17 protein-coding genes and 1 pseudogene are annotated in these 12,109 nt (G+C 65.3%); 10 read left to right on the forward strand and 8 right to left on the reverse strand.

Features of this window, described 5'->3' with window-relative positions:
* Window positions 1–29: 29 nt before the first annotated feature.
* Window positions 30–1,175: a C45 family autoproteolytic acyltransferase/hydolase gene (locus AXW83_RS23325; protein WP_066617968.1), complete on the reverse strand. Its 1,146-nt coding sequence runs from the start codon at window positions 1,173–1,175 to the stop codon at window positions 30–32.
* A 75-nt stretch (window positions 1,176–1,250) separates the two neighbouring features.
* On the opposite strand from AXW83_RS23325, the gene AXW83_RS23330 reads away from it, so the two are divergent.
* The 8 genes from AXW83_RS23330 (at window position 1,251) to soxA (ending at window position 7,569) form a co-directional block, all read left to right on the forward strand.
* The gene (locus tag AXW83_RS23330) at window positions 1,251–2,138 is read left to right on the forward strand and encodes a GntR family transcriptional regulator (protein ID WP_066617972.1); all 888 of its coding nucleotides are present in this window, start codon (window positions 1,251–1,253) and stop codon (window positions 2,136–2,138) included.
* Between the two features lie 152 nt (window positions 2,139–2,290).
* Window positions 2,291–2,419: a hypothetical protein gene (locus AXW83_RS28065; RefSeq protein ID WP_257722106.1), complete on the forward strand. Its 129-nt coding sequence runs from the start codon at window positions 2,291–2,293 to the stop codon at window positions 2,417–2,419.
* A 460-nt stretch (window positions 2,420–2,879) separates the two neighbouring features.
* Complete coding sequence (locus AXW83_RS23335; protein ID WP_066617975.1) at window positions 2,880–3,347, forward strand: (2Fe-2S)-binding protein; 468 nt, start codon at window positions 2,880–2,882, stop codon at window positions 3,345–3,347.
* A 13-nt stretch (window positions 3,348–3,360) separates the two neighbouring features.
* Window positions 3,361–5,553: a xanthine dehydrogenase family protein molybdopterin-binding subunit gene (locus tag AXW83_RS23340; RefSeq protein ID WP_066621147.1), complete on the forward strand. Its 2,193-nt coding sequence runs from the start codon at window positions 3,361–3,363 to the stop codon at window positions 5,551–5,553.
* 14 nt (window positions 5,554–5,567) lie between these two features.
* Window positions 5,568–6,011 (forward strand): sulfur oxidation c-type cytochrome SoxX, encoded by a 444-nt coding sequence (gene soxX, locus AXW83_RS23345; protein WP_066617979.1) that lies wholly within the window; start codon window positions 5,568–5,570, stop codon window positions 6,009–6,011.
* A complete protein-coding gene (locus AXW83_RS23350) occupies window positions 5,974–6,468 on the forward strand; it encodes a thiosulfate oxidation carrier protein SoxY (protein WP_066617982.1) in 495 nt (164 codons plus the stop codon). The genes soxX and AXW83_RS23350 overlap by 38 nt, the downstream gene beginning before the upstream one ends.
* A 10-nt stretch (window positions 6,469–6,478) precedes the next feature.
* Complete coding sequence (locus AXW83_RS23355) at window positions 6,479–6,802, forward strand: thiosulfate oxidation carrier complex protein SoxZ (RefSeq protein WP_066617985.1); 324 nt, start codon at window positions 6,479–6,481, stop codon at window positions 6,800–6,802.
* The gene (gene soxA, locus AXW83_RS23360; RefSeq protein WP_066617988.1) at window positions 6,799–7,569 is read left to right on the forward strand and encodes a sulfur oxidation c-type cytochrome SoxA; all 771 of its coding nucleotides are present in this window, start codon (window positions 6,799–6,801) and stop codon (window positions 7,567–7,569) included. The genes AXW83_RS23355 and soxA overlap by 4 nt, the downstream gene beginning before the upstream one ends.
* 202 nt (window positions 7,570–7,771) lie before the next feature.
* Here soxA and AXW83_RS23365 read toward each other — a convergent pair whose 3' ends face one another.
* The 5 genes from AXW83_RS23365 to AXW83_RS27995 all read right to left on the reverse strand — a co-directional run bounded on the left by AXW83_RS23365 (window position 7,772) and on the right by AXW83_RS27995 (window position 10,609).
* Window positions 7,772–8,122 carry a c-type cytochrome gene (locus tag AXW83_RS23365; protein ID WP_236841987.1) on the reverse strand — a complete coding sequence of 117 codons (351 nt, stop codon included), beginning with the start codon at window positions 8,120–8,122 and terminating at the stop codon, window positions 7,772–7,774.
* A 91-nt stretch (window positions 8,123–8,213) separates the two neighbouring features.
* On the reverse strand, window positions 8,214–9,491 hold the full coding sequence (locus tag AXW83_RS23370; RefSeq protein ID WP_066617995.1) for an NAD(P)/FAD-dependent oxidoreductase: 1,278 nt from the start codon (window positions 9,489–9,491) through the stop codon (window positions 8,214–8,216).
* A gap of 19 nt (window positions 9,492–9,510) precedes the next feature.
* Entirely contained in the window at window positions 9,511–9,846 is a 336-nt protein-coding gene (locus AXW83_RS23375) for a c-type cytochrome (RefSeq protein ID WP_066617998.1), read from the reverse strand.
* Between the two features lie 225 nt (window positions 9,847–10,071).
* A complete protein-coding gene (locus AXW83_RS27990) occupies window positions 10,072–10,392 on the reverse strand; it encodes an ATP-binding cassette domain-containing protein (protein WP_250636917.1) in 321 nt (106 codons plus the stop codon).
* Window positions 10,274–10,609 carry an ATP-binding cassette domain-containing protein gene (locus tag AXW83_RS27995; protein WP_250636918.1) on the reverse strand — a complete coding sequence of 112 codons (336 nt, stop codon included), beginning with the start codon at window positions 10,607–10,609 and terminating at the stop codon, window positions 10,274–10,276. Before AXW83_RS27995 ends, AXW83_RS27990 begins: the two co-directional genes overlap by 119 nt.
* Between AXW83_RS27995 and AXW83_RS27930 the strand changes: the two genes are divergently transcribed.
* Window positions 10,524–10,754, forward strand: coding sequence for a hypothetical protein (locus AXW83_RS27930; RefSeq protein WP_066618004.1), 231 nt, complete (start codon window positions 10,524–10,526; stop codon window positions 10,752–10,754). The two genes, AXW83_RS27995 and AXW83_RS27930, sit on opposite strands and share 86 nt — an antisense overlap.
* 455 nt (window positions 10,755–11,209) lie before the next feature.
* Here AXW83_RS27930 and AXW83_RS23390 read toward each other — a convergent pair whose 3' ends face one another.
* Both AXW83_RS23390 and AXW83_RS27935 read right to left on the reverse strand, forming a co-directional pair.
* Window positions 11,210–11,665 carry a HipA domain-containing protein gene (locus tag AXW83_RS23390; protein WP_066618007.1) on the reverse strand — a complete coding sequence of 152 codons (456 nt, stop codon included), beginning with the start codon at window positions 11,663–11,665 and terminating at the stop codon, window positions 11,210–11,212.
* Window positions 11,666–11,687: 22 nt separating this feature from the next.
* Window positions 11,688–11,924, reverse strand: coding sequence for a hypothetical protein (locus AXW83_RS27935; protein ID WP_066618014.1), 237 nt, complete (start codon window positions 11,922–11,924; stop codon window positions 11,688–11,690).
* Window positions 11,925–11,949: 25 nt separating this feature from the next.
* Here AXW83_RS27935 and AXW83_RS28325 point away from each other — a divergent pair.
* Window positions 11,950–12,085 (forward strand): annotated as a pseudogene (locus tag AXW83_RS28325) (IS256 family transposase); the annotation flags it as partial.
* Between the last annotated feature and the right edge of the window lie 24 nt (window positions 12,086–12,109).

The raw sequence follows: 12,109 nt of genomic DNA on the forward strand, positions 1-12,109 counted from the left end.
GTGTCGGCTTGCTGCGGCTGAATGGCGGGCTATTCGGCGGCCTTCGCCAGCATCTGCGGATCGGCGGTCAGGCTGTATCGGGTAAAACTGCGGTTCAACGCGGGCAGAGGACAGACCTCCATGATCCCCTCCGCCGGCTCCATGATCACCATGGCGACCGTCGCCGAGAGGTTGCCGGTGTCGTTGGGACGCGGCGGACGGCACACCGAATGCGGGGTGAGGAAATCGTCGAACAGAGCGTGCTTGAGGTCGTCGGCCGTGAGTTTCCCGCCGGCCTCGTCGAGCAGCTTTCGCACGCGCCAGTCGCGGTAGAAGCTTTCGGGCACGCGCGGCGTGCCGGTGTCGCGCAGCTTGGTCAGCGCGACCTGCCCGACCCAGTGATTGGCGTGAACGATCAGCCCCTCGGTCGGATAGAGCGGGAAAGCCTCGTCCGGCGCGCATTCGAAATCGATCCCGAACCCGGCGACGGTCGAGAGCATCATGTTGTTGGAGCAGGCCTTCGGGGTCGTCGCGACGGCCTTTATGGCGAAGGCGAAGTGCTCCTGCTCCAGCACCTTGCGGCGGATCAGCGCCAGCGGCACGCCGGCTTGCGTGAAGTCGCGCTCGGATTCGAGATAGTTTGCGGTGATGCAGATGCCAGCGGCGTTCATGCCGCAACGGGCCAGGCCCCCGGCCTCGACGAAGGTCAGAAAATCCGGCCCGTCATCGCGCCGCACCCGCAGCACGATCGCGGTCTCGGCGCATTCGGCCTTCCAGTCCCAGTTCTGGCCATGGATCAGGGCGCCATTGGCGCTGCGCTCGGGCAGGATGATCGCGCCGGTGCAGCCGTCATCGAGCTCTTCGGTCGCCTCGACCGGCTTGTTCCTAATCAGCCGCGCCTTGGCGATGACCTCGGTGCGGGCGTTGATCATAATGATGTCTTCGAGCGGCACACTGGCACCCTCGGCGATGCCGGCCATCTCCTCGATGTAATGCGCGCCGAACGCCTCGATCTCGCGGGCGAATTCGCTAATCAGGGCCGTCTTGGCTGCGGCCCCATAGCCAAGTTCGCCAAGTTGCCCGCCATAGAGTTCGATCGAACGCTTGACGCGGGCTGGTACCGCCGCGCCATGCTGGCGCCCGCGTTCACGGGGTGATCCGGAGACAACCACGAAGGGGCAGGGCTGAATCATCATTGTCTCTTCCGGCCCATGGCCTGCAGTTGGCCACTAATGTATTTCATCTGCAATTAAGACAATCAAGGGCCTTTCATGTCCCAGCCTTCCCGCCTCCAGCAGGATCTCGCCGAGCGCATTCTCGATCTGGCGCGAGGGGATGGTCTGACCGCCGGCGCGCATCTCAACGAAAGCGTGATCGCGCGACGTCTCGACGTCTCGCGGACACCCGTACGCGCCGCCTTCGCTTGGCTCGCGGATCGTGGGTTGGTGCGCCGCAATCCGCATCGCGGGCTCGAATTGATCACCACGCCCGGCGCACCGGCGACTAACGCGAGCCCGTCGGATGGTATCGAGCTTGCGCTGGTGCGGCTGGCCCATGAACGCGGAGCTGGTGAACTGGAGGATGAATTCTCCGAGCAGGAGATCATGCGGCGCTACGGGCTTGGCCGGTCCGAGATGAAGCGGCTGCTGGCTCGTCTTGCCGAACTCGAGATGGTCGAGCGGAAGCCCGGTTATGGCTGGCGCTTCCTTCAGGAGCCCCGCGATCATTGTGTTCATGACGAACGCTATCGCTTCCGCCTGCTGATCGAGCCCATGGCATTTCTGGAACCGGGCTTTTCGCTCGACGAGGGCTGGATCGCAGAGATGCGCCGGCGTCATCTCGGAACACTGGCACAGCCCTGGCGCGAGACCTCGGCGATCAGCTTCTTCGAGATGAATGCGGCCTACCACGAGGGGTTGGCGGCGGCATCGGGCAACCGCTTCATCCATTCGGCGATCCGTCGTCAGAACCAACTTCGGCGGTTGTCGAACTACGACTGGGTGTTCGGCTTCGAGCGCGTCGAGGTGAACTGCCGGGAGCATCTCCAGATCCTCGACTCGATCGAGGCCGGGGATCTGGAGGTCGCGGCGGCGCAAATGCGGCGCCATCTGCAGCGCGCCAGCCGGCTGCGCCGGCCCACTGGGGTGGATTCAGATTAGTATTGTTGCTTTTACCGGGCTGGAAAGACATCTCTGCGGGTCATCCACCGGCGTAGACCATGGCGCTCCTATGAAGCCGTGCAATACGCGACCCTCGATGGGTAGTGATTAACCACCCGGGGTGGGACGATGATCGTTATTGTCCCAATGGCTTGATCGACTACGATGTCGGAACGTTGGTCCGCTCGCTCGATCCCCTGCTGTTGGCCGAACTGACGCGCCAGCAGGAACTGCGCCATCGGCAGGCTCACGGGCCGGAGGTGCGCCGTGCCCACGCCTGATCCGCGGGCATTGGTTTCTGTCCGGCGTTCATCGATACCTCGGAGACGATCGTCGGCGGACAAGGTCGAAAGCGTCCTATAGGCCGTCGCCACGGGCTAGGTCCGGGGCTGGCTGGAATTGACCGGACGCCAGACCAGGTCGCTGCTGGTGCATCACCCATCACGTTGCCGTGATTCCGCGCCGCGTCGCGCCCGTCCCCCGGCGAGCCGATCGGACTGCGAACGGGTTGATCGACCGGCCAAATCGACTGTTGCGACCGGCTCGAAGGAGGAAATTCCACCACATCCAGCTGATCACGCGGCGTGATCGATCCGTCATAGGCGGTTGGCTCTTTGGCGCATCTGAGTTTCAATTGCTTCCAATGAAATTCAACCGGCGCGCTGTGCGGCAGGCCGGGATTTGCGGCAGGGCGCGTTGGCACTCTTGCCGTCCTTCTTGATCGAAACCGGGAGGTTTACGGTGGCGAAGCTCAATGTGAACGGCAAGATGCTCGACATCGAGGCGGCGGGCGACACGCCGCTGCTCTGGGTCATCCGCGAACAGATCGGTTTGACTGGTACGAAATATGGCTGCGGTGTCGCGCAATGCGGCGCCTGCACTGTCCATATCGACGGTGTCGCGACGCGGTCCTGTGCGCTCCCGCTCGATGCGGTGACGGCGGAGCAGAAGATCGTCACGATCGAGGGGCTCTCGCCCGACGGCACCCATCCGGTCCAGCAGGCTTGGATCAAGCACGACGTGCCGCAATGCGGCTTCTGCCAGAGCGGCATGATCATGGCGACTGCGGCGCTGCTGCAGGCCAATCCCAAGGCGACCGAAGCCGACATCGCCAGCGAGATCACCAATATCTGCCGTTGCGGCACCTATGCGCGGGTCAAGACGGCGATTCTCGACGTCGTCGCCGGCGGCACGCTCGGTCGCGGTTGAGGGGAGAATGATCATGACCGTCTCGACCAAAACCACCGCTTTCAAACCCTCCCGCCGCAGCCTGCTTGCAGGGTCTGCCGCAGCCGTCGGCGCCTTCTCTTTCGGGTTCGCCATCCCGTTGGGCAGCGAAGCGCAGGCGCAAGGCGCTGTCCCCGAAATCAACGCCTGGGTCGTGATCCATCCCGACGACAAGGTGGTGATCCGCATCGTCCGCTCCGAGATGGGGCAGGGCACGCTGACCGGCCTCGCCCAGCTCGTCGCTGAAGAATTGAACTGTGACTGGACGAAGGTCACGACCGAGTACCCGACGCCGGGCCAGAGCGTCGCGCGCAACCGCGTCTGGGGCAATTTCTCGACCGGCGGCAGCCGCGGCATCCGCGAATCGCACGACTATGTCCGCAAGGGCGGCGCCGCAGCGCGGATGATGATGATCCAGGCGGCGGCGAACCAGTGGAACGTGCCCGCCGCCGAATGCGCTGCCGAAAAGAGCGTGATCACGCACAAGGCCTCGGGCCGCTCGCTGCGCTACGGCGAGGTCGCGGCCGCTGCCGCGAAGATCGAGGCGCCCAAGGACGTTCCTCTCAAGGACCCGAAGGACTGGACCATCGCGGGCAAGCCGCTGCCGCGGCTCGACACCGTCGACAAGACCAACGGCAAGAAGATCTACGGCATGGATCTGAAGATGCCGGGCCTGCTCAACGCCGCGATCAAGGATTGCCCGGTCTTCGGCGGCAAGGTGAAGAGCTTCGAGGCGGCCAAGGTCAAGGACATGCCCGGCGTCAGGCATGTACTCCCCGTCGGCGAAAGCGCCGTCTCCGTCGTCGCGGATACATGGTGGCAGGCCAAGTCGGCGCTCGACGCTCTGCCGATCGTCTGGGACGAAGGGGAGCATGCCAGGGTCTCCAGCGAGAGCATCGCCGCCTGGCTCAAGGAAGGGCTCGATGCGCCCACCGCCATCGTCGGCAACCAGAACGGCGACGTGAAGGCTGCGATTGCGGCAGCCGCGAAGACCGTCGAGGCGGTCTACAGCTACCCCTATCAGAACCACGCCACCATGGAGACGATGAACGCTACGGCGCTGTGGACGCCGGAAAAATGCGAGGTCTGGACTCCCACGCAGAACGGCGAGGCGGCGCTCGCCGCGACCTCCGAGGCTGCCGGCCTGCCGTTGGCGAAATGCGAGGCCTACAAGATCGATCTCGGCGGCGGATTCGGCAGGCGTGGTGCCAGCCAGGACTGGGTTCGCCAGGTCGTCGCAATCGCCAGGCAGATCCCCCGCACGCCGGTGAAGCTGATCTGGTCGCGCGAGGAGGATATGACCCATGGCCGCTATCACCCGGTCACGCAGTGCAAGATGGTCGGCGCCTTCGACAAGGACAACAACCTGACCGGCCTGCACATGCGCATCTCCGGCCAGTCGATCGTGGCGGGGCTGTTTCCCGGCACGATCCAGAACGGCCGCGATCCGGCCGTCTTCCAGGGTCTCAACGCACCCGGCCCCGAAGCCTCGATCGGCTATGGCGTGCCCAACCTGCTGATCGACCACGCCATGCGCAACCCGCATGTGCCGCCGGGCTTCTGGCGCGGCGTCAACCTGAACCAGAACACGATCTACCTCGAATCCTTCATGGACGAGCTGGCGCATTCCGTGGGCAAGGACCCGCTGGAGTTCCGGCGCGGCCTGATGAAGAACCATCCCAAGCATCTCGCCGTTCTGAACGCGGTGGCTGAGAAGGCCGGCTGGGGCAGCAAGTTGCCCGACGGCGTTTTCCGCGGCATCTGCCAGACCATGGGCTTCGGCTCCTATGTCGCGGCCGTCGCCGAGGTTTCGGTCAGCCCGGCTGGTCAGCTCAAGATCCATCGCATCGTGGCGGCGACCGACCCCGGCCACGCCGTCAACCCGGCTCAGATCGAGCGCCAGGTCGAGGGCTCCTTCGTCTACGGCCTGTCGGCCTCGCTCTATGGCGAGATCACCATCAAGGACGGCCGTGTCGAGCAGGAGAATTTCGACACCTACGAGGTGATGCGGCTGGAGGCGATGCCGGCGGTCGAGACTGTGATCGTGCCGTCCGGCGGTTTCTGGGGCGGCGTCGGCGAGCCGACGATCGCGGTCGCGGCGCCGGCCGTCCTGAACGCGATCTTCGCGGCGACAGGCAAGCGCATCCGCTCACTTCCGCTGAAGAACGCCGATCTGAAGAAGGCGTGAAGGCGGCGGGAGTGATGTCGCGTCTGGCGTTCGCTGGAGCCATTTTGGCATCCGGCGGCGCTTCGACCGCTGTCGCGCTCGAACCCTACACGATCGTCGGCGACGCCATCCCGCGCTCGCTCGGCGATCTTGCCGGGAATGCGATGCGCGGCTCTGCGCTGGTGCGCGATCGCGAGCGCGGCAACTGCCTGATCTGCCACCAGGGCGCGGATGCGTCCGAGCCCTTCCAGGGCACGATCGGCCCGCCTCTGGCCGGCGTCGGGGCTCGCCTCGACGCGGGCCAGATCCGGCTGCGGCTGGTCGACGCCTCGACGCTGAACCCGCAGACCGTGATGCCGCCCTATTTCCGGACGGAAAACCTGCAAGATGTCGCTCCACAGTACCGGGGCAAGCCGGCCCTCTCGGCCCAGGAGATCGAGGATGTCGTCAGCTATCTCGCCTCGCTCAAGACCTTTTGAGGGTGGTCTCGACCGCCGCCGCGTCGTCGCGGGCGCAGCGGCCGGTCTGCTGGTCGCGGCCTTGCCGGCTCGTGCGGCCACGGAGCCCTCGCCGGAACTGGCCCAACTGATCGCGCGCATCACCGACGGCGCCGTGCCGGAAAGGGGCCGCATCACGCTCGACATCCCCGCTCTGGTTGAGAACGGCAATTCGGTCGACACCCGGATTCTTGTCGAGAGCCCGATGACCGAAGCCGATCATGTCCGCTGGATCCATCTGATTGCCGAGAAGAACCCGTTTCCCGACATGGCGCGGTTCCATCTCGGCCCCCGCGCCGGCCGCGCCGAGGTGGCGACCACCTTGCGGCTAGCGGCCTCGCAGACCGTGACCGCGGTCGCGGCGCTGAGCGGCGGCGGCTTTGTCATGGCGGATGCCGACATCGTCGTGACGCTGAGCGCCTGCATCGACGGCGGCTGAGGAGAGCAAGATGAGCTTCAACGCCCGCATCACCATGCCCACTGAGGCCCGCGCCGGCGAGATCGTCGAGATCAAGGTGCTGACCCGCCATCCGATGGATCGTGGCGGACAGTCCGACGGCAAGGGTGGCACCGTGCCGCGCAAGATCCTGAACCGGCTGACGGCGACCTATGCCGGCGAGCCGATCTTGCGCTTCGACATGCACACCGGCGTTGCCGCCAACCCCTTCGTCTCCTTCACGACGCGGGCGGTCGCGACGGGCGACATCGTCTTCGAATGGCGCGAGGACGGCGGCGCGACCTATACCCGGACCGCCAGGCTGACCGTGACGTGATCGGGCGACGATCGCTGCGTGGATGGATTGCGGCGCTGGCGCTGCTCGCGGCTGCGCCGGCCCTGTCGGAGATCAAGTCCGGCACGGAATTCCTCTCACCCGACATGCGTCGGCAGCAGGCGGACGAAACCCGCAACCCGGCCTTCTTCTGGGTCGAGCAGGGGCGCGAGCTGTTCAGCCGCAAGCCCGCGCCCAACGGGCAGGCCTGCATCTCCTGCCATGCCGACCCGCAGCAGAGCCTGCGCGGCGCGGCGACGCATTATCCGCAGGTCGATGCGGCCAGCGGCAAGCTGCTCAACCTCGAAGGCCGGATCGAGCAGTGCCGGGTCGAGCGGCAGGGGCAGCCGGCCTTCGGCTATGAGAGCTCCGAGCTTCTGGCGATGACCGCCTATCTCGGCTCGCTCTCGCGCGGCCTGCCGATGGATGTGAAGACCGACGGCGCGGCTAAGCCCTATTACGAGGCGGGCAAGGCCTTCTTCGAGCGCCGGCAGGGCCAGCTCAACCTATCCTGCCAGCAATGCCATGACGGCCTCATCGGCCAGAAGCTGCGCGGCGACACGGTCAGCCACGGCGCCGGCACAGGCTACCCGGCCTATCGGCTGGAATGGAACGATGTCGGATCGCTGCACCGGCGCCTCCGCGCCTGCTCGCTCGGCGTCCGCGCAACTCAGTTCGACTACGGCTCGCCGGAATACCTCGCGCTGGAGCTTTACCTCGCGGGGCGGGCCAGGGGCCTGCCGGTGGAGACGCCGGGGATGAGGCGTTAGTCAAGAGCGGGATACGTTGAGTCAGAAACGCACCGTCATTCCGGGCGTAGCGAAGCGGAGACCCGGAATCCATCGTAAGGCGATGCGCTCTACGATGGATTCCGGATCGGCGCCGCTGCGCGGCTTGTCCGGAATGACGGCACGAAGGGATGGCGGCTACAGAAAGCTGCTGGAATCGTTCATTTCATATTGGGCGAGGCACTCAGAGCTTCTTCCCATCCTTGTCGTACTGCTTGAGGTAGGCGCTCAGGTCCTTGATCTCCTGCTCGTTCTTGATCCCGGCGAAGATCATCTTGGTGCCGGGGATCTTGGCCTTCGGGTCCTTGATGTAGTCGGCGAAGACCGCATCGTCCCAGGTCAGGCCGGCGGCCTTGTTGGCGGCGGAATAGCTGTATCCCTCGACCGAACCCGATGCCCGCCCGAACAAGCCGTTCAGCACCGGGCCGATCGTGTTCTTCGCCGTCTCGCCGAGCTGGTGGCAGGCGCGGCATTTGTTGAAGGAGCGCTCGCCGGCGGCAACGTCCTGAGCGTGGGCGGACGTCCCGAGCAGCATCGTTGCGGCAAGGATCGCGGCACTGGCAATCGTGGCGCTGGCATAGAGGGCTTTCATGATCGTTCCTTCGTCGGTAGGGAGGTTTTGGCCATCAGGTAAACATGTCGGCGCAGATGGCGTCGTACCAGGCGATGTTCTCGGCCTGGGTCTGCCTGCGGATCTCGGCGCTCTCGCCCGGCTGCGAGATGAAGGTCTCGACCGCGGCGATGCGGCCGTCCTTCGGCTCGTAGCGGCCACCGACCTTGATGGCGTCGTCGGTGTCGACGAGGCTCCAGCAGGTGTTGAAGTAGCGCGCCGGGAAGGTTGGCCCCGCGACCAGTTCGCCACGCAGAATCATCGCAGCGACCTTGGCCTGATTGTTGGCGGAGAAAGCCGATTTCGGCATGTCGCCGGCGTTGCAGGCATCGCCGAGCACGACGATGTTGGAATCGACGACGGATTTCATGGTCGCCGGGTCGATAGCGCAGTAGCCGCCCGCTGGAGCGAGCCCCGCATCGCGCGCGATCGCGCCCGCCATCTGGGCCGGGATGACGTTGACGAAGGCACAGTTCTCGTAAGTCTCGAAGCCGGTGACGACGGTGCCGGTCGCAGGATCGACCGATCTGATGCCGTCATGCACTTTGGGACCGAGCCATTCGATCATCGCGCCATAGCGCTTCTCCCAATCCGGCATGAACACGCCCTGCTTGGAGAAGCTCTCCTTGGGATCGAGTATGACGATCCGGGCCTTGCGGCGGTTGGTCGCCATCAGCACATGCGCGAACATCGAGGCGCGCTCATAGGGGCCGGGCGGACAGCGATAGGGATTGGGCGGGGCGATCATCACGATCATGCCGCCATCGGGCACCGCGTCGAGCCTCTCGCGGATCAGCTGCGTCTGCCGGCCGGGCTTCCAGCCATGCGGCATGGCCTCCTCGGCGGCTTTCGACCAGCCGGGCACGGAATCATATTTCAGGTCGATGCCGGGCGAGAGCACCAGCCGGTCGTAAGGCAGGCGCCGGCCATCCGTCAGCACGACCTCCTTGCGGTCGCGGTCGATCTGCGTGGCGCGACTGCGGACGAGCGCGATTCCATAAGCCGAGGCCAGCGCGTCGTAGCGATGGACGATCTCCTCATAGCGCTTGAAGCCGCCGATATAGAGGTTGGAGTGGAAGCAGGTCTGGTAGGTCTCGTTCTCCTCGACCAGCGTCACCGCGATCGCCCCGGCACTGTCCCTGGCGAGATATTTTGCCGCCGTGGCGCCGCCCGGCCCGCCGCCGACCACGACCACGCGCGGCTTGGCCTGCGCGAGGACGGTGGGCGCGGCCAGCGTGTTCGCCGCCAGCAGGGCGCCGGAGCCTGCCATAAGATGGCGTCGCGTCGGTTTCATCGGCCTGTCCTCCGCGCGGTCACGGCTTCGGCGCCAGCGCGCCGAAATAGGCGGCGAGCGCCGCGATCTCGTCGCGGCTCAGGCGCGCGGCGATGGTCTGCATCACGGGGTTGTGGCGCTGTCGGCTGCCATAGGCGTCGAGCACGGCGACGAACTGCTCTTCCGGCCAGCCGACGATCGGCGGGATGCCGCTGCTCCCGCGGCCCGAGAGCTGGTGGCAGGCGGTGCACTCGGCGGCGAGATAGGCTCCGAGCGCCCGGTCCCCGGCGGCCTCGGCGGGCGCGACGACGAGCAGCAGAACAGCAACGCCCGGCAGGGCAAACCCTGCGGGACGTCGCGCATGCCGCCATGTCATCCTGTCCCTGCCCAAGCCGGGCTCCCTGTCGCAATCGCCCACCAGTCGCCCGGCCTCCGCTGCCAAAGCAGCAGAGCCGCAAGGCGGGATGATGGAGCCCAGTTCCTTTTTGGAAGAGTTCGCAGGTTCCGTCTTTCACGATCCTGTCAGAGGATCGCGAGCAGGCGCGCCAGCGGTCCGTGTAGCGCGCGCAGGCGAGCGTCATGCTGTGGTCCGAACAGATCTTCAGTGACTCGCGCCTTGATCTTGCGGATGATCTCGATGAGTTCCCTGATGTCGGGCGCCGTCAGGCCCCGGCGCCGGCTCATCCAGCAGCAGCTTGGGGTCGAGTGCCAGAGCCCTGCCGATCTCCAGCAGGCGCATCTTGCCATAAGGCAGGTTGCGCGCCTCTTCGTTGGCCAAGGCGTCGAGCCCGACGAACTGCAGGTTACTGGCGGCGCGCTCGCGCGCGTCGTGCTCCTCCTTGCGGGCTTGCGGCAGGCCGAGCGCCACCGAGAAGAAGCCACTGCGATAGCTGTGGTGCAGCCCGACCATAACGTTTTCCAGGCAGGTCAACTCGCCGAAGAGCTGGACGTTCTGGAAGGTCCGCGCGATGCCCTGCGCAGCGATCTAGGGGCGAATTGCGCCCGACCAAAGATTGCCCTTCGAAGGCGATCTCGCCGCCAGTAGGCGTGTAGATGCCGGTCAGCACATTCATCATGGTGCTCTTGCCCGAGCCGTTTGGACGGATCAGGCTATGGATCGTGCCGGGCTTCACCGCCATGTCGATGTCGTTCAGCGCCTTCAGCCCGCCGAACTGCATCAGCACCTTGCGGATGTCGAGCAGCGTGCCGCCGGCCGGTGTCGTGGACGCAGTGGCGCGTCCGGAGCGAGAAAACGACCTTTCGTCGCCGACCACCGTGTGGTGATCGCCATCCACGGGCTGGCTCTCGCGCTGGCCTTTGGCGAGTGGCCGAAGGGCCAGGCACCTTAACGTTCAGGTAGTAAAACCCTGCTTGGTAGCGAAGGGTCGGGACATCGCAAGAGCCATGGTGTCAAACCGCAATATCAAAGCGGAACCATGTAACTCGTTATCGATGCTTACTCTTTGACGCAAAGCGAGAAAGAGTGGTGCCCAGGAGAGGACTCGAACCTCCAGTAGAGCTACCTAACTACTGAATTATAAAGGCTTTTTCGACTTCCGCTTAGGTTGCTGTGTGAAAGGAATATGTGAACGGTTGGGCTTGTGATCATAGCGTCGCGACACCCAAAATCCAGACAATTCAGCACCCATTGCAGCGTCAGCCACGGCTCCATCGACCTAGAGAAAGCTGGCCGCCAGCGGGGTTCTTGGTTGAACCTGCGCGCCGTCGGATCGTCCGTTCTATAAGTCGGCTCTGCTGTCGGGGTGAGTTCCAGCGGAAAAGCCTCGATAGACGTAGGCCCGACGGATCACCTCGCAGTCGGCCTCGTTGACGCCGCAGGCGCGGGCCGTCGCGTACCATTCGCGATCGACTACCCGGACCATCTCATCGACCAGCGCCTTCGCCTCATCCGGAGCAATCATAAACCGGCGGCATTCGCTCAATAGGTTGGCCCCGTTGGCGAACCTGCCCTGTGCGCCGCAGGCCATGGCGAGGTCGCGCCGATCCTCTCGCGTCGGCGTCAGGTCATAAGCCGGTGAAAGGCGCCAGCCTGACCCCAGCGCGAGGGCCGCGTGGTTGCGCGGGTGATCATCGATGTTGGAGACGAGGGCGTTGAACACCATCCGGCGGAACAGCTCACGCGCGTCCTCGGCGGGGCGCTCGCTGATCCGGCGCAGGGTCTCGACCAGCAGCACATAGGACCAGCGCGCCCGTCCCTCAGGCGTCTCGTCGGTCTCTAGCAGGGTCAGGGCCGCTGACCATCCGGGCGCGGGCGTAGCTGTCCTCGACGCGCGTGCGGTGGGAGCGCTTGACGAGCAGAACGTCGCGGCCGCCGATTCTGGCGACCTGCGACTCGGCCGTCTGCAGGCCGCATTGGCGGGCAAGCTGAAGCGTGGCGTGCTCGACCTGGAAAACCGACTTCGCCAGATCCAAACCGATGCGTGCGATGCTCATAGTGGCTCTCCCTCGTTGATCGTTGCCGAATAATGCGCCGCCCACGCGGGTGGTCCATGCCATCAAATGGGCCGTCCTAGCGCGCCCGCTACATCACGCTGGAAAGCATCGCGGCATTGAGCGATGATCCCATCGTCGGCATGCCAACCTTGGCTGCCTGACCAGCCCGGCCTAGCCGGTGATCG

It is taken from the genome of Bosea sp. PAMC 26642 (assembly GCF_001562255.1).
In the GTDB taxonomy this organism is placed as follows: Bacteria; Pseudomonadota; Alphaproteobacteria; order Rhizobiales; family Beijerinckiaceae; genus Allobosea.

Coding starts and splice junctions, on each gene's coding strand:
- AXW83_RS23325 (WP_066617968.1), bottom strand. CDS start 1,175: ATGATGATTCAGCCCTGCCCCTTCGTGGTTGTCTCCGGATCACCCCGT.
- AXW83_RS23330 (WP_066617972.1), top strand. CDS start 1,251: ATGTCCCAGCCTTCCCGCCTCCAGCAGGATCTCGCCGAGCGCATTCTC.
- AXW83_RS23340 (WP_066621147.1), top strand. CDS start 3,361: ATGACCGTCTCGACCAAAACCACCGCTTTCAAACCCTCCCGCCGCAGC.
- soxX (WP_066617979.1), top strand. CDS start 5,568: ATGTCGCGTCTGGCGTTCGCTGGAGCCATTTTGGCATCCGGCGGCGCT.
- AXW83_RS23350 (WP_066617982.1), top strand. CDS start 5,974: ATGTCGTCAGCTATCTCGCCTCGCTCAAGACCTTTTGAGGGTGGTCTC.
- AXW83_RS23355 (WP_066617985.1), top strand. CDS start 6,479: ATGAGCTTCAACGCCCGCATCACCATGCCCACTGAGGCCCGCGCCGGC.
- AXW83_RS23365 (WP_236841987.1), bottom strand. CDS start 8,122: ATGCTGCTCGGGACGTCCGCCCACGCTCAGGACGTTGCCGCCGGCGAG.
- AXW83_RS23370 (WP_066617995.1), bottom strand. CDS start 9,491: ATGAAACCGACGCGACGCCATCTTATGGCAGGCTCCGGCGCCCTGCTG.
- AXW83_RS23375 (WP_066617998.1), bottom strand. CDS start 9,846: ATGACATGGCGGCATGCGCGACGTCCCGCAGGGTTTGCCCTGCCGGGC.
- AXW83_RS27930 (WP_066618004.1), top strand. CDS start 10,524: ATGCCGGTCAGCACATTCATCATGGTGCTCTTGCCCGAGCCGTTTGGA.
- AXW83_RS27995 (WP_250636918.1), bottom strand. CDS start 10,609: ATGGCGGTGAAGCCCGGCACGATCCATAGCCTGATCCGTCCAAACGGC.
- AXW83_RS27935 (WP_066618014.1), bottom strand. CDS start 11,924: ATGAGCATCGCACGCATCGGTTTGGATCTGGCGAAGTCGGTTTTCCAG.